The sequence below is a fragment of the Niameybacter massiliensis genome, from assembly GCF_001282685.1.
GTDB lineage: Bacteria > Bacillota > Clostridia > Lachnospirales > Cellulosilyticaceae > Holtiella > Holtiella tumoricola.
Genome location: NZ_LN875035.1, coordinates 1,708,467 through 1,731,077 on the forward strand (window position 1 = coordinate 1,708,467; position 22,611 = coordinate 1,731,077).

The following is a 22,611-nucleotide window of genomic DNA, read 5'->3' on the forward strand; positions in this document are numbered from 1 at the left end:
CGTCCACTCCTTTTATCCATTTACCTTATGTTTATTAGTATGCTACACAACACTTTTTTCACACCATTTCCCACTTAAAAATCTCCCTGTAAAGATGATGGCACGAAGTGTCCAATCTGCAAACATACCAATCCATACAGCCATTGGTCCAAATCCCCAAACTCTGCATAAATAGATACATAATGCTACTCTACAGAACCACATAGTCAATGTAGAAATAATCATTGAGAATTTTACATCCCCTGCTGCACGCATACCATACGCTGGTATAAAAGAAAGTCCCCAAACTAGTGGTTTGACAATAGTTATAGCAAGCATCATACTAAAGCACATTCTTGCACTTTCCACTTCCATACCTGCAAGCATTGTAACAGGCTTAGTGATAAGGAGTACAAAAAAACAAGATATAATAATGACAACTTCTGCATACCCAGTCAGCTTCACAATATAGTATTTAGCTTCCTCTTTTCTTCCTGCCCCTATACACTGCCCAACCACTGTCATAAGCCCAATTCCTATTCCCATGGCCGCCATACCATTTAGTGCTTCTAATGTATTCGTCATAGCTTGAGCTGCTATCGAAATAGTTCCCATCTCAGATACCGTAGATTGAATAGCTAACTTTCCAAATTGGAACATACCATTTTCAATACCTGTCGGAATCCCTACAGCTAATACTGCTGCAATTAGTTTAAAGTTTGGACGTATTTTAAAGTATCCATTAAGTACAATAGGTTGTTTTGGTTTATGTAAAAAATAAAAAATAACAATTGTGCAAAAGATACGAGAACATAATGTAGAGATAGCAGCTCCCATTACGCCCATTCTAAATACAAAGATTAATAAGATATTTCCCACTATATTTAAGCAATTAGCCAGTACAGAAACTTTCATTGGGAATTTAGAGTTTCCACTTGCTCTATAGAACGCTGCTCCTACATTAAATAGCGCAAGAAATGGATAGGATAATGCTGTGATGAAGAAATATGTAAGTGCATTAGACATAACGTCTTGCTCTACTTTTCCAAAGATCATTTGAAGTAATGGTGCTCTAAAAGCTATTGCACCTATCATAAGAAGTGTAGCTATAGCCAGTATAGATATAAATACTTGTCTAGCTGCTTCATTACATTTTTTCTCGTCCCCTCGACCTAAATACTGAGAACATATAATCGTTGCCCCCACTGCCATAGCCGAGAAAACTTGTATAATAAGTACATTAATAGAGTCTACTAAAGATACAGCAGAGATAGCTGCACTTCCTACATTGCTTACCATCATGGTATCTGCCATTCCCATAAATGAGTTAAGTAGCTGTTCAATAATAAGCGGAATCAGTAATATTCTCAGATTCTTATTACTAAATAGCCTTGTCTCCTTACTGATCTGTGCACGGTCATATAGCCTAGTAATCATGTTGTCCCTTCTTCCCTAACTTAATTTAATATCTTTGTTATTATACATCCATTCCTCTCTAATTTAGAATGTATTATTTTAGCCAAAATAAAAAAGTCTTGTAGTACTTAATCATAAAGTATCTACAAGGCTTTCTATTCATCCTAATTCTATTTAAATAATCTTATGATACTAACCTTAAGCAACTTGCTTCATAGTTTCTTGCGCTTCTACTTCATCAATCTTATCTTTTCCAAGATTACGCATTTCTAAATAAATTGCTACAGTAGATATTATAACAGATAGACAATCCGCTACTGGCCCTGCTAGCCATACACCTCTTAATCCAAATATATTAGGCAATATAAGAAGTGCTGGAACAAAGAATATGATTTGTCTTGAAAGGCTAATAAGCATTGCTTTCTTAGATTTCCCAACAGCTTGATAGTAATTAGATGCTGTTATTTGAACTGCTATTAAAGGAATCGCAAATAAGAATAACTTCATACCTGATACAGTAATTTCTGTAAGTTTTGGATCATTATTAAACATTTCCACTGCCATTTCTGGACATATTTGAATAAATGCAGCACTTACAAGCAAAATCACTAATGCAGCCATTAAACTATATTTATAAGTTTGTTTTACACGATCATATTTTTTTGCTCCATAGTTATATCCTATTATAGGCTGTGCTCCTTGGTTAATTCCAAAAAGAGGCATCACAAAAATACTAGACAAAGAAGAGATAATTGCCATTGCTCCAATTGCCAAATCTCCTCCGTATGTCATAAGTGACTTATTGGAAATAACACTTACTATACTACTTGTTATTTGCATACAAAATGGTGCCATACCTACAATTAAGATTTGTTTCATAATCTTAGTATCAATTTTTACACTTTCTGAGGTAAGTTTAATTGAAGATTTTTTACTCTTTGTAAAGTAATATAGTACCCAACAACCTGCTACACATTGTGAAATAACAGTTGCATAAGCAGCACCTTGAATGCCTAATCCCAAGCCAAAGATAAAGATTGGGTCTAATATAATATTAATTATTGCACCTATAAGCATTGTATACATACTCATTTTAGGATTACCATCTGAGCGTATTGAATTATTCAAAGAGAATGTAAAGATATTAAAAATAGTTCCCCAAAATAATGGTCGAATATAAGCCAACGCATAGGATAATGTATTTTCACTTGCACCAAAAAGCTTCAATATTTGTTCAGCAAATATATTTCCTAATACAGCAATAAGTATACTTGTTATAACAATTCCACTAAAACCATTTCCTAATATTTTCTGTGCACCTTTTTTATCCCCTCTCCCAAAAGCAAGAGAAATGTTAGCACATGTTCCAATTCCTAAAAGCATACCAAATCCTGTAATAATTTGAGTAATGGGCATTGTAACGCCTACCCCTGTAATTGCAAGACCTCCTACATTGGGAATATTTCCTATATAAATACGGTCTACAACATTGTATAGCATATTAACAATCATTCCAATAATTGCTGGAATCGAGAATTTAATAAGTAGGCTTAGAATACTCTGTGTGCCTAATTCATTTTGTGTTTCTTCCATTTTCATAAACTATTATCCTTTCTACCAATCTGTTTGTCTTATGCTGAAAGTAATTATAATATAGAAAGATTGCTAAAGAATAATACTTATTTTCAATGTGCGGGTTATAACTAAAATTTATAACCCAATATTTTTTGTTAATTCCTCCACTAAAAGAGTAGCTTCATAAGAGAGAGGCTCTCTTTTTCTTTTAAGCCACCCTACATACATATCAATATTCTCTTGTAACTTAATAAACTTGAGTCCCCTTTTCTTAAGGTACTCTATATTTTTCTCTATATCAAAGCTATAGCTATCTAAATTCCAAAGTAAATCACTCACTGTTTCTCTATCTGTTGCATGAATCGTATTTCCCACAAATTTAGACCATATATCTAACAACTCTGAATCTTGATTTACAGATAGATCTTTTTCTTTTAGATATTCGATATAAGTTAATTTGTCTAATTCCTCAAAAGCTACCTGATCACGGTTATATAAACTACTTTTAGGGCTTACCGCTACACCTAATTTTGTTTTATCAAGTATATTAAATTCTATTTTTCTCTTATCCAGCACTTTTTCTATAAGACTTAGTTGAGTCGTATTCATAACGATAATAGCGATTTCTGACTTCATATAATAAAGATGCTTTATAACAGCACCTAGATTATCTTCCTTAATAATAATTTGCACTCGGCTGTCTTTTAAAAGGTTATAAATTTTACTAATAACAGGTGTTAGATGAAGCATTCCTGTTTGAGATATCTCTAGAAAATTTACATGTTTCTTTTCTTCTACTCCATATGCTTTCTTTAGTTGCTCCACTTGTCCTAATATCGATTTAGCATATTGGACAAGCAACTTTCCATCTTTAGTTACCTCTACGCCTTTATTCGTACGGTTAAAAATTTGGACATTTAACTCTTTTTCTAAGTTATTTATTGCACTGCTTAAATTGGGTTGAGAAACAAATAAATTCTTAGCCGCTTTATTCATAGATCTTGTTCTCTCTATTTCAAGTACATATCTGAGCTGTTGTAACTGCATACCATCCTCCTATTTTATTACTTTATAACTTATATTATTTCCTACCACCTATATTCACTTTGCTTCTATTGATTTATAAAAAGGCTCACAAGTCTTTATAACTTGCAAGCCCTGCTTAATCTTCCTTACAGTACACTATTTCCTACTACAAGCGCAAGATAACCCCAATCCCAAATAGCACTTTCAAAACTATTTTCTAAATACTCACGAATATCACTTTGATCATATCCTGTTACACGTGCAACAATCATCATATAGTCACGTACCGTATAATACTCTAATTTCTCTTTTCCATCTGTTAACCATTTAAGGAAAATAGCCTGTTTAATAGTTGCATATTCTAGAGTGACCCATTCAAAAGCAACTACCATATCCTCAAGTTCCATCTCTGCCATTAATCCGTTAGCAAAAATCTCTGTTAATAAATAATTCGTCAAAAGTCTTTCATAAGCTTTAATTTCTTGATTAAAGATTTCAATTTTTTTTATTAGCTCTTTATTAGAATAAAGAGTTTCCAATTGTTCTGCTTTTGTAGCTATGTCTTCTAAAAACGCTACATAAAGTTTTTGCTTACGATAATTATCTACTACATCTAAAAACAGTTCATTTCTTTCCCAGAAGGAATCCATTAAATTGAACTTCATCTTTCTAATGGCGGTTATTAAGGGTTTCATTTGTTTTGCATCTGTATAGAGATTAATCTTATCTACTGTAAGTTTTGGATCTTCTAACAGCTCTAATAATGCATAGAAGATCATCATGATGCGCTCTGTTAAAGTGTAATGTTCATCTTGCATAAGTGTGAACATCATCTCACGAACAACATAAAGTAATGAAGACTTGCCTTCTTCTTCATGATAAAACTGGACTGGATTTTCATTTAGTAAGTCAATTACTACAGGGCAGGCTATAGAAAGTGAATATTCTATTCTATCTTCAAATTGATTGATTTGTCTTGGAAAGGTTGTACATGTTTTAGATAAAGTTTCTTCTCCTAATTCTATAACCAATCTACAAAGCTTCTGAGTATTTAAGAATGGACATTTTTTCTCTTTGTTTAGGGTAATAATTTGACCATCCTCTTCTTTTTCTAAGCACTTACATAAACTCAGCTCAGGTAACGTCTCACCTTCTAATTGCATTTGATTTAACTTTAACCCTTGCCAATTTTTTGCTGTCTGATTATCTACTGCAATACGCCATTCTTGGCAACAGTTGAAAGAACATTTATCTGCAATACAATGAAATGTATCATAATCATTTACTTTAATTGTATGACTCATAGTACCTCCTAGGCTTACTCATAAAATTGTCTTTTGTCATTATAATACAAACGTGGCAGATACTCCATATAGAATATCTGCCACTCTTCATTTTTATCTATTGATTAGCTTAGTTGACCTTCTCTTACCTCTTTAATTTTTGGAGGAAATGCTTGATCAAATGCCGCTACATCCTCAGCGGATACTTCAAAGCCAGAAGAAAATCTAAAAGTTCCTGAAACATTTTTTAAAGCCTCTTGATTCAATAATTTCACCATAAAAAATGGTGCTTCGTCTTCTTGTGGTATGTCCTCTAAATGTATTCCATATTTACTTGCTGATTCAAATCCAAATTTATGATAATATGCTGGATTCCCTGTAATAAACACAACCTTATAACCTAACTGGGTAGCCACCTCTAGAGAATGTTCTATAAGCTTTCCACCAACACCTTTACCTTGGCACTCTGGCGCTACACTTAATGGTCCAAAAGCAACACATTCTATTGCATTCCCCTTATCATCAATAATTGTACCTTTGCTATATGCAATATGTCCTACTATTTCCCCTTTATGCCCTGCAACTAAATCTAATTCTGGGATAAAGTCCCCATGACCACGTAATTGATTTAATATAAAATGCTCATCACATCCTGGTTTATAGACATTCCAAAAAGCTTCTCTTGTCAAGTTTTCTACCGTTCTATAGTCTGCTTCTTGCTCTCTTCTTATGGTTAGATTCATTCTATTTCACTCCTATTATAATGTACTGATTACTTCTTGATTTAGCGTCTTAATATACTCTACCGCAAGTTGAATCGATGCTTTGTAGTCTTTCATTGCTGAATACCCATAATGTGTATGTGCATAACGTACTGGTACACCAAGCACTAAACAAGGTACCGCACCTAATTCTAAATGAATTGGACCAGCATCTGTGCCACCCCCACTACGCACTGCACATTGATATGGAATTTGATGTGTTTTCGCTACATCTTTAGTCTGTTGTATAAGGCGTGGATTGGCGATAAAACTCCTATCAAAATGTCTAATCTGTGTGCCTTTTTTCAAGCTACCTTGTGCACTATAGCTGTCCATAAATGTATCATCTGCAGGAGAGCCTTCAAATATAATAGCTAAATGAGGTTTTATCGTTTTTACATTAACCTTTGCACCTCTACATCCTACTTCTTCTTGTACAGAAATAGAGCCCACTACATCTACATCTAGCTCTAACCCTTCTAACGCAAGTAACGTTTCAATAACACATCCACACCCTAAGCGATTATCAAAGGCTTTTCCCAACATCACTTCTGTGATTTTATTATAACTAAAAGTTGCATCGGGTGTTACAGGGGCACCTGCTTCAATCTTAAAGAGCTCAACTACCTCTTCATAACTTGTAGCCCCTACATCAATAATCATATCTTCTAACTTCTGCCCATCTCCGCCTCCAAAATGAGGTGGTTTAGAACCCATTACACCTTCTATGTATGTACCTTCACTATTCTTAATCCATACTTTATGCCCAGGTACTGTCTGTGCTACCCATCCACCTAAAGGTAAGAATTTGAGCGTACCATTGGGTCTAATGCTCTGCACAATAAAAGCTACTTCATCTGAATGCCCATCTAACATAATAACAGGCTTATTACCTGAATGATTCTTTCTATAAATCACAAGGTTACGCATGCTATCTTCTTGAATATTAAAGATATGCCCGTATTTTTGTTTAATAATCTCTACTACTTCATCTTCAAATCCTGGCGCCCCTTTGGCATTAGACAATACTTCAATTAAAGCTACTGATTCTTCTTGTGTATAGTTTATCATCATATATCCCTTTCTACTTTCAGCTTAAATTTATTGAAAAAATCATAGATTATTCTTATTTTTCATCATATCATATTGTCTCTTCTTATTACCACAATTGAAATTAATTTAATACTGTTAGTAAAGTTAATAGCCCAACCGTGGGTATGGTAGCAAGTGTGGCACAAATCGTAATAAATAGTGCTATATGCTTTTCTTTCTTCAGAACTTTTTCAATGGTTATATAGAGTCCAATACCAATAAGTCCTCCTAAGCTATTCATAAGCAGATCTGTTATATCTGTTCTACCAATTGCAAATATAAATTGGCTGATTTCATATAACAAACTTAGACTTATACAAGCTATGAATTGCTTCCCAAATGACCATTTCTTACACAATATGCCTATATAAATTCCTAAAGGTACAAAGATAATAATATTATTAAGCGCTTCATTCATACGCCCTGTTCCTTTAAATGGAACTAAATTCAAGCTTCTTACACCTACTATTTTATATAAATTAGAAGGTAACGACATTTTAAAAACTATAATCCAAGTCATAGCCATGATATAAATAACAAACAATATTTTCAAACCTACATTAAGGCTTTTCTTTTCCATAGGATACCTCTTTTTCCATCTATTATATCTACATTTTATCTTTCACTTCTTAAGTCTCTACAAATACTATTCTTAAGTTTTCGTAAGAAGTATCTATTTGCGCTCGCAAATTAATCATTGCGCACGCAAACTTTTAGGTATATAATTAACAATCGAGGTGATTATATGGAACTTTTAAAATGGCTTTCTATTTCTGACCGCTATACTAAAATGCATCTAGACCGTGAACTTGCTCCTCTCGGACTTAATAGTAGTCAGCATATGTATATTCTGAAAATTTGTCAGGAACCAGGTATAACACAAGATAAATTTATTAATGTATTTTACATTCATCCAAGTAATGTAACACGTTCTATTGCTTATTTGGAAAAGGCTGATTTCATTAGAAAAGAACCCCATCCAAAAGATAAGCGTACCTGTTGTCTCTATCCTACTGAAAAAGGATTAGCAGCTTATGCTGATATTTTGAATATACAAAGTAATTGGCACGAACGACTTCTTGCCGATTTTTCTCCAGAAGAAAGAGAACTTTTCCTTGCCTTTCTTCATAAAGCAGGAAAAAAAGCTATTCTTGAAGTAACAAAAGAAATAGAAAATCAATAATCAAAGAAAGGAACATATTATGAATGCAATGAAATCTGAAAACCCTCTTGGTTATGAAAAGCTCCCTACACTGTTAAGAAGCTATGCTGTACCTAGTATCATAGCTATGTTAGTAAGTTCTTTATACAATATTGTTGACCAAATCTTCATAGGGCAAGGTGTTGGCTACCTTGGAAATGCTGCAACTAATGTAGCTTATCCCCTTACCACCATTTGTCTTGCCATTGCCTTATTAATTGGTGTTGGTAGTGCTGCTCGCTTTTCTATGGCACTGGGTGCAAAAGAAAAAGAAAAGGCAGAACTTGCTGTAGGTAATGCTATTAGTATGATGATCCTATTTGGACTTATCTACTTAGTATTTATTCAGCTCTTTTTACATCCACTCTTAACTTTATTCGGTACCACACCTGATGTTATGCCTTATGCCAAAAGCTATACACGTATTACTGCCATTGGGATGCCACTCCTTATTATTACAAATGGGATGAGTAACTTAGCAAGAGCTGATGGAAGTCCTAAATTCTCCATGATTTGTATGATCGTTGGTGCAATTATCAATACCATCTTAGATCCTCTTTTTATCTTTGTGTTTAATATGGGGATTGAAGGTGCTGCCCTTGCTACTATTATTGGGCAATTTATTTCTTTCTTAATGGCTATTAGTTATGTGCATCGCTTTAAACATATTGACTTAAAGAAAAAACATTTTAAATTACAAAAAGTAGAATGCTTCAAGATTGCATCCTTAGGTATGAGTAATAGTCTTAATCAATTAGCCATTACTTTTGTACAAATTGTTCTTAATAACTCTCTTACATACTATGGTGCCTTATCTATCTATGGTAGTGATGTACCTCTTGCATGTAGCGGGATTGTTATGAAGACAAATGCTATTTTACTTTCTATTATTATTGGGCTTGCTCAAGGCTCACAACCCATCATCAGCTTTAACTTTGGTGCTAAGAAGTATAATCGTGTAAGAGGTATTTATAAGCTAGCCATCTGTTGTAGCTTGGTAATTTCACTTATTGGCTTTATTGCCTTTCAGTTTTTCCCAAGACAAGTCATCTCCTTATTTGGAACAGGTGATGAACTCTACTTTGAGTTTGCTGTAAAATTCATGAGGATATTCTTATTTATGGTTCTTATAAATGGTATTCAAGTTATTACTTCTAACTTCTTTGCTGCAACAGGCAAGGCGATTAAGGGGGTATTCTTATCACTTTCTCGTCAGGTAATCTTCTTAATACCACTTATTCTCATTCTTCCTCTTTTCTTTGGAATCGATGGAATCTTATTTGCAGCTCCTATAGCAGATGCGCTTGCATTCTTTGTAGCTATCTTCTTAGTTAGAAAAGAACTTAATCATATGAAAACATTAGATACACCAGAAACGTTAAATACGCCAGCGTAAGTGTATTTGTAACATAAAAAGAAGGCACCTTCGTCATTACGGAAGGTACCTTCTTTTATTGATGAATATAAATAATCTTATATGTTGATTTCTATAATGTATAAGCTGCTTCAAATCCTTGCCTTACTGCCCCTTCAATACGGCCAACTTTAGCGGCATCTCCAATGACAAAGACACGATTACAAATCCCCTTTGCAATTTCTTCTAATGGATTAACAGAGTGTACACCTAGCGCAAGCACTGCATAATCCACTGGATACATTGCTTGTTTGTTCTCTTCTATATTCTCTAAGAGTACACCTTCTTTGTGAATAGCTATGAGCTTTGTCTTTGGCATATACTTTACATCATAATGAGATAATTTATCCATTGCATCTAAATAATGTTGTACATAAACACCTTTACCAATAGAGTCTAGCATTTCAACTATAGTAACTTCATTGCCTTTACTACACAAAAATTCAGCCGTCTCAAGTCCTGTTGCCCCAGATCCGATAACAGCTACTTTCTTGCCTTCTAACTCCTTATCTTGGCAAAGCACTTCTTTAAAGGTCAAAGCATTTTCTAGCTCTATACCTGGGATGGTAGCTGGTTTAATAGGCTCTCCACCTGTTGCTAATATAATAGCATAGGGATTAAATGCCTCTAGCACCCCTTCGGTGACTTCTGTATTGCATACAATACTTACACCTAACTTTTGAAGTTGGTTAAGTTCATATTCTACAATCCAATCTATCTTTCTCTTATGAGGTGGTTTATCAGCAATATTAATCTGTCCCCCCACTTTACCTTCTTTTTCTACAAGGATAACTCTAAAGTCTCTCTCCGCTAACACTCTTGCTGCTTCTAATCCAGCAACTCCTGCTCCAACAACAATGACCGTACGCCCATCCCCATCTCTTTTATAGTCTGGGTAAAGTGATTCACGACCTGCTCTTGGATTCACTGCACATTTTACTGGTCCCTTCCCTGCAATCGCATCACTTACTAAGGTTTCAAAACAGAAGGTACAAGAAATACATCTATTAATTTCACATTCACGCTCTTCTAATGCCTTTATTGCCCACTCTGGATCTGCAACTACTGCACGACCTAGCCCAACAAAGTCAACCAAATTATCCTCTAACATCTTCTCTGCAAACCAAGGTTCCTTAATCATATTTACTGCAATGATTGGAATATGGATGGCCTCCTTAACTGCCTGAATAAGTGATGATCGGCAGCCTTGAGGATAAGTCATAGGTTCTGATAGTGAGTTAAAAGATTCATAGATACCATTTGATACATTGATATAATCTATCCCTAAGCTTTCTAATGCCTGACATACCTTAATACCCTGTTCTAATTTTAAATATTCTTCTACCCCATTTGGAGCTAATAATTCATCCACTGTAAGACGAATACCTACTACGAAATCTTGGTTACATACATTACGTATTCCTTCATAAATTTCTTTTACAAACTGAAGTCTCCCCTCAAAAGAACCACCAAAACGGTCTGTACGTTGATTGGTATAAGGACTTAAAAATTGTGAGATTAAGTAACCATGTGCACCGTGTAATTCTACTCCATCAAGCCCTGCTTGGGTAGCACGCTTTGCAGCTTCTACGAATTTGCTTATTACTTGTTCTACTTCTTCTGTTGTCATCTCGTGCGTTTCTTGGTTACATACACCACAAGATTTATTTGAAGAAGACCATACTGGCTCATTACTATTTAAATTAGAAAATGTCTCACGTCCAGGATGGTGCAACTGCGCCAGTACTTTTACATCATAGCTATGAATTTCTTCTACAACTTGCTTCATGGATGCGATTTGCTCATCTCGTGCAAGGCTCGCCTGCCAAGGTGCTGCAACGCCATGTTCATCATCTACTCTGGTATTTTCCAAAATGATCATACCTACGCCACCTTGTACACGTTCCATTAAATATGTACGAAATGCCTCACCTACACATTGCTTATCATCTGATACTCCCATTGCCAACGGACACATTACAATACGATTTTTAAGTTCTAAACTTCCAATCTTACCTTTTTCAAATAGCTTTGTATACTTCATCTTTTTTCTCACCTCTATGATAGAATTATATCAATCTAGATACACCTCTATCTTACGTAGAAAATCTAGTGAAAATCACAATTTTTTCATATTTTCCTCATATTTACAATTAAAATATATTTATTTTTCTTTATGTTCACCCATTACTTATAAAAATAAAGGTTGCTATGAAATGATACTTTCATAACAACCTCTAATACGATTTACTCTAAGTTAAGATGATTTCTTAATATATAATTTGTTGCTTCAAACATACCTACTGTAAGTACTAATACAATGAGATTACCTATAAACATATTCATATTAACATTCGCTGTAAAGTCTCCTGCAAATATTGCTAAGCCTAATACCCAGTTGACTACTAGGTTAATCACAAAGAAAGCAATAAATGATGCTGCTGTACGATGCTTTTGGAAGTTAGGGAACTGTCCAATAGCTAATGCTAAGTAAATAGAAACAATAAATTGGATATAGCTTAAAAATCCTGCAACGATAAATTGTACAATAATGAGTATACTCACCCTACCAACTTCTTCTTGTAGAAGGTATATAGCTTGTGACATAAGCTCTGATAAGAGAGGCATGAGTTCTGTTATAAACTCTTTGCTTATAAATAAGATTCCAAAAGCTGCTATTCCTACTAATCCACTTAAAATAATCCATACTATAGCTACAATCATTTTAGAAAGTATTAAACTTCTTGTTTTAACAGGTAAGGTAAACATGAGATAACCTTCATCTGATAAAAGATTCTTTTGGAAGCGTTGGATTGTTGCAACAATAGTTATGACCCCTAATGCTATAAATAATGCTACTAAAGCAACAACTGTGAAGTCACCTACTTTATTAAGTTCTTCAAATACACCTTGTGTATTTCTTCCTAAGAATCTATTTAATAAAGCTACTACCAAAATTGCCCCATATAAAGGTAAGAAAGTTCTTCCTGTAGCCTTAAATTCATATTTCATTAATTTCCCTAACATCTAAATACCTCCCTAAATAATGAATCAATAGATTGACCTTTTTCTGCTCTAATATCATCCACATTCCCTTGTAACATCACTTCACCATAGCCTAAGAAAATAATATCATCACAAATATTTTCCACTTCTTGAATAAGATGTGTTGCTATAATAACTGAACTATCTTCAGAGTAATTTTTAATAATCGTATTAAGAATATAATCTCTTGCAGCTGGGTCTACACCCCCAATTGGTTCATCTAGAATGTATAGTCTTGCTTTTCTAGACATAACAAGTATCAATTGAACTTTTTCTTTTGTTCCTTTTGATAACGTCTTAAGCTTACTCTCTTCATCAATTTTAAGTACACCAAGCATTTCACGTGCTCTATCTTTATCAAAGTCTTCATAGAAATCATCAAAGAATCCTAATAAGTCTTTAACTTTCATCCAATCATTTAAGTATGTTCTTTCTGGCAAATAGGAAATCATTTTTGTCGTTTCAATTCCTAGTGTCTTGCCTGCTACTATAATCTCACCACTTGTTGGTTGGATAAGCCCATTAATTAATTTAATTAATGTACTTTTACCACTTCCATTAGGTCCTAATAATCCAATAACCTTACCTGGTTCTATTCTTAAGCTAACACCTTTTAGCGCTTCCTTATTACCATAATTTTTTCTTACATCGATAATTTCTAATATAGGTTGCATTACTTCATTCCCCCTAAATAATGTTGGATCAATGTGATCACTTCATCTTGCTTGTATCCAAGTTGCATTAATGACTCAATAAATGATTTGACTTTTTCCTCTGCAAATTCATCTCTCATTTTTGCTAATAACTCCTTATCCTCTGTTACAAATCTTCCACTCGTTCTTTGACTATAGACTAATGCATCACGTTCAAGTTCTGCTAATGCTCTTTGCATTGTATTTGGATTGACTCCAGCTTCTTCTGCTAAATCTCTTACAGATTTAAGCTTACTTCCACTTGGTAACTCACCCGTTACTATCATTAGTTTGATACGTTCTACGAGTTGCATATAAATAGGTCTTGTTGTATCAAAATCCCATGGCATTGTATCACCTCTTTATTGTATTAATCACTTAATACAATAATATTATTGACTGATTGATTTGTCAACACAATTTTTTAAAATAAAAAGTGATTAGAAAGTAATGCCTTTAATTAGCTGTACTTTCCAATCACTTTTATTTGCTCAACTTTTATTATTTTTTATTGTTTTTTCATTACATAATAAAGTGGTCTAGCGCCATTAAATATATAATCTCCATTTTTGAATTCATAAAACATATATGTTTCTCCCTCTATTTCCTTAATGATACACTTAGATACTGTATCCTCATACTGATTTACAACCATATCTTGACTCCAATAAATTTCTTCACTCTCTACTAGTGAACCATCTTTAAACTTCGTAATGATTTCCCCGTTTTCCTTCAACTCCATCGATTTAATAAATAAATTTTCTTCTTGTTTATCATTAGGGTTAAAGGCTTGTATTTCATCTATCACATTTATACTTTTCCAAATTCCTTTCATTGCATCATTGTTTACAAAAGGAATATTGGTATCATCTCTTTTCACTTGTACAAGCTCTGGTGCTTTATCTAGTATAGGTACATCTTCTGCTTGCTTGAGAACATATAAATATGGTTTTTCAAGACGTTTATAGGTATAATCCCCTGACTTCCATTCATAGAACATATACTTTTCTCCGTCTATTTTTTTGATAGTATAAGCTGAATTTGTTTCATTTATTCTATTGACAATATGCCCTTTTGTCCATCCCTGTTCATAATTAGAGGTTATAGATCCTCTTTTATCCTGTACAACTTGAATTAGATCCCCGTTAGAACAAAAGGTCAACTCTTGTAAATAGCCTTCCCCATCCCAACTTCTCTTGTTGGGGGCAAACATTTTTTCATTCTCTACAAAGTCTACGGTTTTCCATGTGCCTACTACGTTTTGATCCAGTCTAAAGGTATAACTTATATCATCTACTCTTAGTAGGTACTGCGCCGAAAGGGTTGCTGTCATTAATGTTGCTGCTATAGCAACTATAGCTATGACTTTTTTTCTATTCACTCTTTTAGGTACTTCCTTACTCTTTATTACCTGACTCTTCTCCCATATTGTATCAAATGATAGCTTTGTATGTTCATTACCTAGAGCATCTTGTATGGCTGCTTTGATTCGTTTTTCTTTCATTCTATTTGCCTCTCCCTTCTATAGTTAAGTATAGGTATACTCTTATTCTTTCTTAATTTGTTCAGTCCTGTATTCAATCTAGACTTGCATGTGCCTACAGGTATTTCCAATACTTCAGCAATGGTTTCTAACTTCATTTCTAAATAGTAGTGCATATAGAGTACTTCCTTCATTTTCAATGGAAGTTTGCTTATTATGTACCAAAGTTCTTGGTTCATCTCATTGTCTAAAATACTTATTTCTACGTTATCTTTTGAAGGTGTATTAAAGATTGTTTCTAATGTGAATCCATATCTTTGTTTCTTCATCGTCGTATGCGTTACATTCAGCATAATTTTGTACAACCAAGGCTGAATAGGCTTGTGCTCATTGTAGGTGTGATAATACACTATTACTTTAATAAAAACTTCCTGAGTAATATCCTCTGCTAGTTCCCTTGATTGGGTTAAAAAGAATGCTGAGCGATATATATAATCCTTATAATTTTTAAAGAGTTCTTCTGCTTCTTCTCTTGAAATGGCGCCTTTCAATTTTTTTCCTCCTTTCTTCTTACACTGTATATACCAATCAAAATTATAAAAGGTTCATTTTTTACCATAATTTTCTTTCATCACTTCTTATATCTCAGAATATTTTTACTCTTTATCTAGCACCAATAGCCTAACTCTTTCATAATATAAAAATAATAAATGCGTATGAGGTGAAACATGAACAATGCTCAAGCACAGCCCTCTGATCCTTCTAAATATACCTTGTCTAATACTAATCTTCTAGAAAGTGCTTCCTTTACAGCTCCCATTATAGCTGTCATACCTACCAATGCTCTTGTCCAAGTTGTTGATAGTGCTGAAGACTGGTATTTAGTAACCTATGATGATCAAACAGGATACGTCCCTGCTTCTAGCTTATCAACTACCAAATATACCTGGTTAGATGTATTATTACGTTCCTATCCTTCTGCCGAATCTAATCCTATAGCGTCACTTCCTCCTAAATCTGAAGTAGAAGTTTTATCTGTAACTGGAGCTTGGAGTCTTGTTATGTATAACAGTGTAAAGGGCTATATCTTTAATTATTTTTTGACAGATGATGGAAACCCTCCAGCTGAATACGACTATACTTATTTCAATACCAATATGACTAGGTTTGTCAATGAAAACAATATTCAAAGTCCTACTGTGAACTTGATTACAACGGATTTAGAAAATAAGATTACCTATGTCTTTGAAAAAGTTAACGATGGCTCTTGGAAATTACTTTATCAATGGTTATGTACTGTTGGTAAACCTAGTACACCTACTATACAAGGTACTTTTTATGTAAGTGGGAGGAAGCCTTACTTTGGTACGGATAATTACAGAGCCAAATATGCCACTCGAATTAAAGGTAGCTATTATTATCACACCGTTTTATTTAATGCTGCCGGAACAGAAGTTATTGATGCTCGCTTAGGAGTAGCTATAAGCCATGGATGTATCCGACTTGCAGTGGAAAATGCACAATGGATTTATGATAATGTATTAGATGCAAGTGCAATAGTCATTCATTAAGCAAGTACGTTAAATAGAAAAACATGGTATAAAGTCATTGATTGACTTTATACCATGTTTTTATTTAAAAATTTATATATATTGATTATGCCATGCTATTTGCTACTTTATATTTATAAAGCATTTCAGCATGATTTTGTTCTTCTATTTGAATATCAGCTAATAATTTACGTACATCAGAGTCTCCAAATACAAATACATCTGTATTATATTCACCAGAAACTAATTTTTCAGTTCCTATACTGTCAGTAGCTAAGAAACAATCATGTTTTTTAGCATCTGATTCTACACCTGCTCCGTAGCTTGCTACAGGGGTATACATTTTACCTTCACTATCATTACAGTCACAACTTGGTACCTGTCCATTTAGTACTTGTCCTAGAGATTGATGGTGTTTTTCTTCATGCTGTTTTAAAGTAGTGAATAAGTCTTTAAGCACATGGTCTGTTGCTTCATTTGCATACTTATCGTATTTTTCAATACAAGCTTGTTCTTGAGTTTGTAAATCTTTAATTGTAGCTGTTTCTTTTTCTGTTAATACCATAAAGAATCACCTCACATATTGTATTTCTTACACTTTTAATATTAGCAATTTTTATAGTTATATGCTGTTTCCTGTTATTTGGAATAAACTACTTAAGCTTTTTACTTATTCTTTCACTCGATAATTCTTAATCTCATCTATTTTTAGTGGCTTACTATAATAGTATCCTTGTATAGAAAAATTATCAGATGCAAATTTTTCTATTTTTTCTTTTTGCCATTCTTCTTCTACACCCTCTACTATTACTGCTATTGATAGCTCAATAGATAATTCATTGATTACTTTCATTACATTCTGTACTACTACTGACTGCTCTATATTATCAATAAAATGTTTATCTAGTTTAAGCTTATGAAAATCAAAGGAATCTAACAAAGAAATGTTAGAGTATTCTACACCAAAATCATCAATGGCAATGAGAAAGCCTACTCTTATTAACTCCTCAATATGTTCTTTCACACATTGCTCATCTATAATACTTGTATTCTCTGTAAGTTCTAAGCACAGCCATATTCCTCTCTCTCGTAATAGTTCTGCTTCTTTTTTTAGAATATCAATGAATTCTTTATGAGCAATTTCTTTATAAGATATATTCAGTGACACATAAAAATCTTTTGCATAGCCTTCTATTCCTTTAATCATAGAATAATTCTTTGTGATCTCCTGTATTTCCCAGAGTACTATTTCTTCCATCATATCTGTCTCTTCTATATATGGAATCAATATATTTGGATAGATCATTTTGCCTTTATCCTCTAATCTTAACAAACACTCTAACCCCATAATCTGATTTGTTTTTGGATTTACAATGGGTTGATAGACTAAAAAATAATTATTATTTTTCATAAATCTTTTAATTTTTCTTTGCTTATATGCTCTTTTCCCCATTGGTAATAGACTGATCTTCGTCAATAGAAGAATAATACCTAATAAGATCGCCAGATAAATCTGATTTTTTATATTCACTCTATTATTAACTTGTTTTATTTGTGCTAATTCATATTTTTTATCTACATATTGATAGAGCATTTCAGCTTGGCCCTTTTTCCTCTTTTCACCTAGCTTTTCCCAATACTCCTCATATAAATAGTAACTCTCAAAATCTCCTTTTTTTAGGCAAATCTCTTTTATGCCATTAATGGCATCTTGGTAATCACCATAGCTACTACCTCTAAATCTTTGCTCTAAAATCTGCTTATAGTTTTCTATTGCCTTATCATAGTCTCCTTTAGCTGTATAGAGCCTGGCAAGTGCAGTCACATACTCCGTTTGGAACGTTTGATATGCCTGCGTACTGTCCCAAATATTAGAAACCTGTAATTCGCCTAATAATATCTCAGCTTCTTCTATTTGTCCTTGCCCTATATAGATTTTAGCTTTATTCAAAGTACTAAAACAGGCAATTTCCTTTCTTTTTTCTAATGGAAGTTGATTTATATATCTCTCTATTTGTCCTAAATCTTTAAGCGCCGTATCATACTCTTCTAACTCTATTCTATTTTTCACCAAATTAAGTAGCCTATATATTTCTAGGTCTGCCTGCCTAAGTTTGTTTATTGTATCTAGTTGAATATTCTCTAATATTTCAACTGCTGTTTCCATTGCACCTAAATGGTTCGCAACAATAGATAAATCCACTAATGCCTTACCTCTATAATAATATTGTTGTGGCATTTCGCTAAGTTCTAATATCTCTTCAATGCATTCGACTGCTTCTATATATTTCACGTTTAAAATACATAGGCCCGCCTTTTTTCTTAAAAAATATATTTCTGCATCTTTATCTAGCCCCTTTGTGATTAAGATTACATCTAAATAGTCTATTAACTTATAGCTACTATTAGGAATCTTATTTAATACCATCAGAATATCCCATATATTTTGATAGCTACTGTTATATTCACTTATAGTGAATTCTTGAAAAGCCTTATCTATATACTCTAGCGCTTCTTGTGTTGCTCCTTCTTGTATCTTACTTTCTGCTAAAGCTTTATACCTATATATTTCTTGTACTCTCTCAGTGCTATTTTCTTTTTGCTCCCTAAGATACACACTTCCCCCTAATACAATTATTAATAAACATATAATAATGATTACTGTTCTTTTAGTCATATTGCATTCTCTCTTTTTTCCCAGTATTTAGGTATCTTTAACAATATCATACTTCTTCTATTTCATCCAATGCTTATATAATACTTTTATTTCCACCTTTTCACTTTATAATGCATTTTTAACTTAGTTTAATATAATCAATATTTCTTTTAAATAAAAAATATGGCATAAAATCATTAGCTGACTTTATACCATATTTTCCTTTAAGACCTTTTATTTAATTAGAACTAATAACTTATTTCTACTAGATGGAACATATGAAGCTTAGGTAAGCAAATAATTGTTTTACCATCTTCATATTCAACTTGTATCGGTTGTTCTGAAGGTGTTTTTAGTTTTACGTCCTTGCATACAAATGGTAATGTAATCGTAATTGCATCAATTGGATATACTGGTGATACTGTTTGTTGATTGATGATCCCTACATAGTCTTTATCCTCTTTATGCCAATGTGTAAGTTCTACAAAGGCTGGTGCATTACTTTCAATCTTTTTATTCTCTACTAATGAATTAATTAAACTAAATACTGCTTTTTTGCAGTAATGTGCATAAGCAAGTTCTAGAGGTGTAACAACCCAAAGTATTTTCCCTTCCCCTACTTGTTTTTCCATAACTGCTGGCATATCTGTATGAATCCCTGGTGGATTAGAATGGATTGCAGAAAACTCTTTATCTCCAGCCTTTGTATATGGATAGGTAAGTGTTGCAAGGATTGTTGCCTCTTCCTTAAGTGTACACTCTATTGCTCTTCTCTCTATTGGATAAGGACTACTTGCATTAAAGGATTCAAATAAACCTTTGCCTGCTTCTGTAGGATTTAAATAGGTATAGCCATATTCGCTTCCTTTTAATTCTTTAATTCCTAATAATTCTTCAAAATGCTTATGTCCAAGCTTACCTGTAATAAATACTTTACCGCCGCGTCTTACATAGGCTTCGATTGCATCCATCTCTTCATCTGTTATAGAATATGCACCATTGATAGCAAGTACCTCTGTCTTTATATCTTTCAGATTTTTACTACCTACTACATCGTAGAGCATATTATATTCTTGTAGTACTCTTGCAATTGCAAATGGAGACTGAATGAAATTGTCATTTGCCTTTAAGTTCGTATTGTACCAAATAGATACATCCGCGATCATGTCTCCACTTACATACTGCTCATAATCACAGCTGTTTCTAAATACTGGTCCAATAGCATCATGATAAACTTCTGTATTAATCGTTCCATTTGGATTCATCGCATCACATACAGAAAATGCACCATTATGTACTAATGCATTCATTGCATGGATGTACAAGTCTTCCTCACAACGACTTACAGTATGGGCATAGAGATTTGGATCACATCTAGATGTAATATATACAAAAGGTTTATTAGGTGTAACATTATTATAATATTTACACATAAAAGTCTGTTCTAAATACCCACCATAGTAGTCCCCTCCTGCATAGTCACAAGATTCAAGTAAGTTTTCCGTATCCCCATTAATCCAGCCACAACCTACTGCTGCAAAGTTATGCTCCACACTTACTGCACTCTTGATTTCTTTTATGGCTCTTGTGCTTTCTGCAACAAACTCTTCAAGCCATCTCTGTCTTCTATTTGCAAAGTCTACCCATTGTGGATTATTCCAGTCTTCTCTATGTGGAATATAAGTTCCTGTTTCTTTCCAGTAACGTTCTCTACATGCTGGGCAGTAACAAGTACCTGGCCAGAATGGCATATCTAAAAACATCCCGCCAAAATCATAGGTAGCTACTAACTCTTGTAGGATTTCACGTACATAAGCACGATATTCTAAGTTATTAGGACATACAAGCCCATATCTTGTATTATTTTCTCTTGAAGTTGTACCTTCGCTATTTACAATACGCCATGCTGGATGTTGCTCATAAGCATAATTATCATAGATTTGTGAGAAGTATACGACAACACTAATATCATTTTCCTTACACTTTTTAATCATTTCTCCTACATAGTCAAGCCCGCGTCTTTTGAGTCCTTCATGCATTCTACCATATTTACTTGGCCAGTAATGTAAGCCTACATGTGACTTTGCCTTTACAACCACATTGTTTACATTTGCCTCTTTTAAAGTTCCTACAAAATGGTCTATATCTAATTTAGATAAATACTCCTCTGGTTGTGAATCATCTAAATGCATATCCATAAAAATACGTCTGTAATCTTCTTTATACCACATTTTTTAGTTTCTCTCTTTTCTTATATATATTTTTTAGTTATTAGTTTAATTATAACTCAATGTTATAAAATTTATCTTGACCTGCTGACTCTCTTGCATATAGGCACATCAATGCACTTAAAATACCGTCTTGTAGTGACGCCTTTGATGCACCTGTTCCGCTCATTACTTCCACAAAGTTCTCACATAATGCCTTGTCTCCGCCAAAATGATTGAGCCCTGATGTGTCAACATAATGTTTTTCAACAGTACCAGTTGTATGAGAAAATACAGTAAGTTCACTTGTTGCAAAATCAAATTCTAATGTGCCCTTATAGCCAATTAATCTTGCCCCTCTTTTGCCTGCTTTCTTCCTTACAACAAAATTCTGAGTATATACAGTGTGCATCCCTGTTTCATAACGTGTTAATATACTTGCACTATCATGATTACCAGTATCCTTTGCAAAAGCGCATCCTTCTCCATCTACTCCTTCATGGTATTGATTTCTAATAGTATAACTACTTTCTGGACATACTTTATATTCTTCACATGTACTACAAGTAATACCAGCGTCTTTATCACCCTTGAAGATTTGCTTAGACTCCATCGCACAAATTGCAATAGGTTTAATACCAAGTAAGTAATTAATATAATCTAGGTCATGGGTACTCTTTTGTAAGAATAAGCCACCTGTTAAGCTTTCATCACGATACCAATCATGGTAGTACACTCTACCATAATTCACGTTATTGACTGCCTCTACATGCTCAATACGTCCTAATCTCCCACTATCTATGATCTCTTTTGCCAACTGACAAATAGGTGTTAATCTAAGTGGGAAAGAGACTACTGCCTCTGCCGTATATGACTTAGAGGCTTCTTCTAACGCTTTAACTTGTTCCAGACTAATGGCTACTGGCTTCTCCAAGAACATAGGGATATTGTACTTCATGACTCTAATTGCAATATCTGTATGAGACTTACAAGGTGTACCAATCATGACACCATCTAATGCCTCCTTTTGCATCATCTCATCTACATCTTCATAAAAAGTAACCTCTTCCACCTTATAACCACTACTTTGAATACGCACCTTAGCCTGCTCAACACAAGGGTCACACACACACACTAAGTTAACCCCCATCTCAAAGTCATTAAAATTTCTAAGCACATATTCTGCTCTTAATCCATATCCTATAACGCCTATATTCATAGCTGTCTACCT

General features: G+C 33.7%; 20 protein-coding genes. 3 read left to right on the plus strand and 17 right to left on the minus strand.

Going from position 1 to position 22,611, the window contains the following annotated elements:
* Positions 1 to 42: 42 nt before the first annotated feature.
* The 7 genes from BN2390_RS13405 to BN2390_RS13435 all read right to left on the minus strand — a co-directional run bounded on the left by BN2390_RS13405 (position 43) and on the right by BN2390_RS13435 (position 7,712).
* The gene (locus BN2390_RS13405; RefSeq protein WP_053984846.1) at positions 43 to 1,416 is read right to left on the minus strand and encodes an MATE family efflux transporter; all 1,374 of its coding nucleotides are present in this window, start codon (positions 1,414 to 1,416) and stop codon (positions 43 to 45) included.
* Positions 1,417 to 1,593: 177 nt separating this feature from the next.
* Positions 1,594 to 2,994: an MATE family efflux transporter gene (locus tag BN2390_RS13410; protein WP_330373790.1), complete on the minus strand. Its 1,401-nt coding sequence runs from the start codon at positions 2,992 to 2,994 to the stop codon at positions 1,594 to 1,596.
* A gap of 111 nt (positions 2,995 to 3,105) precedes the next feature.
* Positions 3,106 to 4,017 carry a LysR family transcriptional regulator gene (locus BN2390_RS13415; RefSeq protein WP_053984847.1) on the minus strand — a complete coding sequence of 304 codons (912 nt, stop codon included), beginning with the start codon at positions 4,015 to 4,017 and terminating at the stop codon, positions 3,106 to 3,108.
* A 125-nt stretch (positions 4,018 to 4,142) separates the two neighbouring features.
* Positions 4,143 to 5,300 (minus strand): flagellin lysine-N-methylase, encoded by a 1,158-nt coding sequence (gene fliB / locus BN2390_RS13420; protein WP_053984848.1) that lies wholly within the window; start codon positions 5,298 to 5,300, stop codon positions 4,143 to 4,145.
* A 104-nt stretch (positions 5,301 to 5,404) separates the two neighbouring features.
* Positions 5,405 to 6,022 carry a GNAT family N-acetyltransferase gene (locus tag BN2390_RS13425; protein ID WP_053984849.1) on the minus strand — a complete coding sequence of 206 codons (618 nt, stop codon included), beginning with the start codon at positions 6,020 to 6,022 and terminating at the stop codon, positions 5,405 to 5,407.
* A 15-nt stretch (positions 6,023 to 6,037) separates the two neighbouring features.
* On the minus strand, positions 6,038 to 7,114 hold the full coding sequence (locus BN2390_RS13430; protein ID WP_198524913.1) for a M42 family metallopeptidase: 1,077 nt from the start codon (positions 7,112 to 7,114) through the stop codon (positions 6,038 to 6,040).
* Between the two features lie 100 nt (positions 7,115 to 7,214).
* Positions 7,215 to 7,712 (minus strand): VanZ family protein, encoded by a 498-nt coding sequence (locus BN2390_RS13435; protein WP_053984851.1) that lies wholly within the window; start codon positions 7,710 to 7,712, stop codon positions 7,215 to 7,217.
* A gap of 165 nt (positions 7,713 to 7,877) precedes the next feature.
* Here BN2390_RS13435 and BN2390_RS13440 point away from each other — a divergent pair, with 165 nt between their 5' ends.
* Positions 7,878 to 8,315, plus strand: a complete 438-nt coding sequence (locus tag BN2390_RS13440; protein WP_053984852.1) for a MarR family winged helix-turn-helix transcriptional regulator — start codon at positions 7,878 to 7,880, stop codon at positions 8,313 to 8,315.
* A 19-nt stretch (positions 8,316 to 8,334) separates the two neighbouring features.
* Positions 8,335 to 9,729: an MATE family efflux transporter gene (locus tag BN2390_RS13445; protein WP_053984853.1), complete on the plus strand. Its 1,395-nt coding sequence runs from the start codon at positions 8,335 to 8,337 to the stop codon at positions 9,727 to 9,729.
* A 91-nt stretch (positions 9,730 to 9,820) separates the two neighbouring features.
* Here BN2390_RS13445 and BN2390_RS13450 read toward each other — a convergent pair whose 3' ends face one another.
* The 6 genes from BN2390_RS13450 to BN2390_RS13475 form a co-directional block, all read right to left on the minus strand.
* Positions 9,821 to 11,791, minus strand: a complete 1,971-nt coding sequence (locus BN2390_RS13450) for an NAD(P)/FAD-dependent oxidoreductase (protein ID WP_053984854.1) — start codon at positions 11,789 to 11,791, stop codon at positions 9,821 to 9,823.
* Between the two features lie 203 nt (positions 11,792 to 11,994).
* Positions 11,995 to 12,774, minus strand: coding sequence for a hypothetical protein (locus tag BN2390_RS13455; RefSeq protein ID WP_053984855.1), 780 nt, complete (start codon positions 12,772 to 12,774; stop codon positions 11,995 to 11,997).
* On the minus strand, positions 12,768 to 13,466 hold the full coding sequence (locus tag BN2390_RS13460) for an ABC transporter ATP-binding protein (protein WP_053984856.1): 699 nt from the start codon (positions 13,464 to 13,466) through the stop codon (positions 12,768 to 12,770). The genes BN2390_RS13455 and BN2390_RS13460 overlap by 7 nt, the downstream gene beginning before the upstream one ends.
* Positions 13,466 to 13,834 carry a GntR family transcriptional regulator gene (locus BN2390_RS13465; protein ID WP_053984857.1) on the minus strand — a complete coding sequence of 123 codons (369 nt, stop codon included), beginning with the start codon at positions 13,832 to 13,834 and terminating at the stop codon, positions 13,466 to 13,468. Before BN2390_RS13465 ends, BN2390_RS13460 begins: the two co-directional genes overlap by 1 nt.
* A 158-nt stretch (positions 13,835 to 13,992) precedes the next feature.
* The gene (locus BN2390_RS13470; RefSeq protein WP_053984858.1) at positions 13,993 to 14,988 is read right to left on the minus strand and encodes a hypothetical protein; all 996 of its coding nucleotides are present in this window, start codon (positions 14,986 to 14,988) and stop codon (positions 13,993 to 13,995) included.
* Positions 14,985 to 15,518: an RNA polymerase sigma factor gene (locus BN2390_RS13475; protein WP_053984859.1), complete on the minus strand. Its 534-nt coding sequence runs from the start codon at positions 15,516 to 15,518 to the stop codon at positions 14,985 to 14,987. The genes BN2390_RS13470 and BN2390_RS13475 overlap by 4 nt, the downstream gene beginning before the upstream one ends.
* A 177-nt stretch (positions 15,519 to 15,695) precedes the next feature.
* Here BN2390_RS13475 and BN2390_RS13480 point away from each other — a divergent pair, with 177 nt between their 5' ends.
* Positions 15,696 to 16,538 (plus strand): L,D-transpeptidase family protein, encoded by an 843-nt coding sequence (locus tag BN2390_RS13480; RefSeq protein WP_053984860.1) that lies wholly within the window; start codon positions 15,696 to 15,698, stop codon positions 16,536 to 16,538.
* 85 nt (positions 16,539 to 16,623) lie between these two features.
* Here BN2390_RS13480 and BN2390_RS13485 read toward each other — a convergent pair whose 3' ends face one another.
* From BN2390_RS13485 to BN2390_RS13500, 4 genes are all read right to left on the minus strand, one after another.
* Complete coding sequence (locus tag BN2390_RS13485) at positions 16,624 to 17,082, minus strand: ferritin-like domain-containing protein (RefSeq protein WP_053984861.1); 459 nt, start codon at positions 17,080 to 17,082, stop codon at positions 16,624 to 16,626.
* 105 nt (positions 17,083 to 17,187) lie between these two features.
* Positions 17,188 to 19,194 (minus strand): EAL domain-containing protein, encoded by a 2,007-nt coding sequence (locus BN2390_RS13490; protein WP_053984862.1) that lies wholly within the window; start codon positions 19,192 to 19,194, stop codon positions 17,188 to 17,190.
* Positions 19,195 to 19,421: 227 nt separating this feature from the next.
* Positions 19,422 to 21,404 carry a family 10 glycosylhydrolase gene (locus BN2390_RS13495; protein WP_053984863.1) on the minus strand — a complete coding sequence of 661 codons (1,983 nt, stop codon included), beginning with the start codon at positions 21,402 to 21,404 and terminating at the stop codon, positions 19,422 to 19,424.
* A gap of 49 nt (positions 21,405 to 21,453) precedes the next feature.
* A complete protein-coding gene (locus BN2390_RS13500; RefSeq protein WP_082238786.1) occupies positions 21,454 to 22,599 on the minus strand; it encodes a Gfo/Idh/MocA family protein in 1,146 nt (381 codons plus the stop codon).
* Positions 22,600 to 22,611 lie beyond the last annotated feature (12 nt).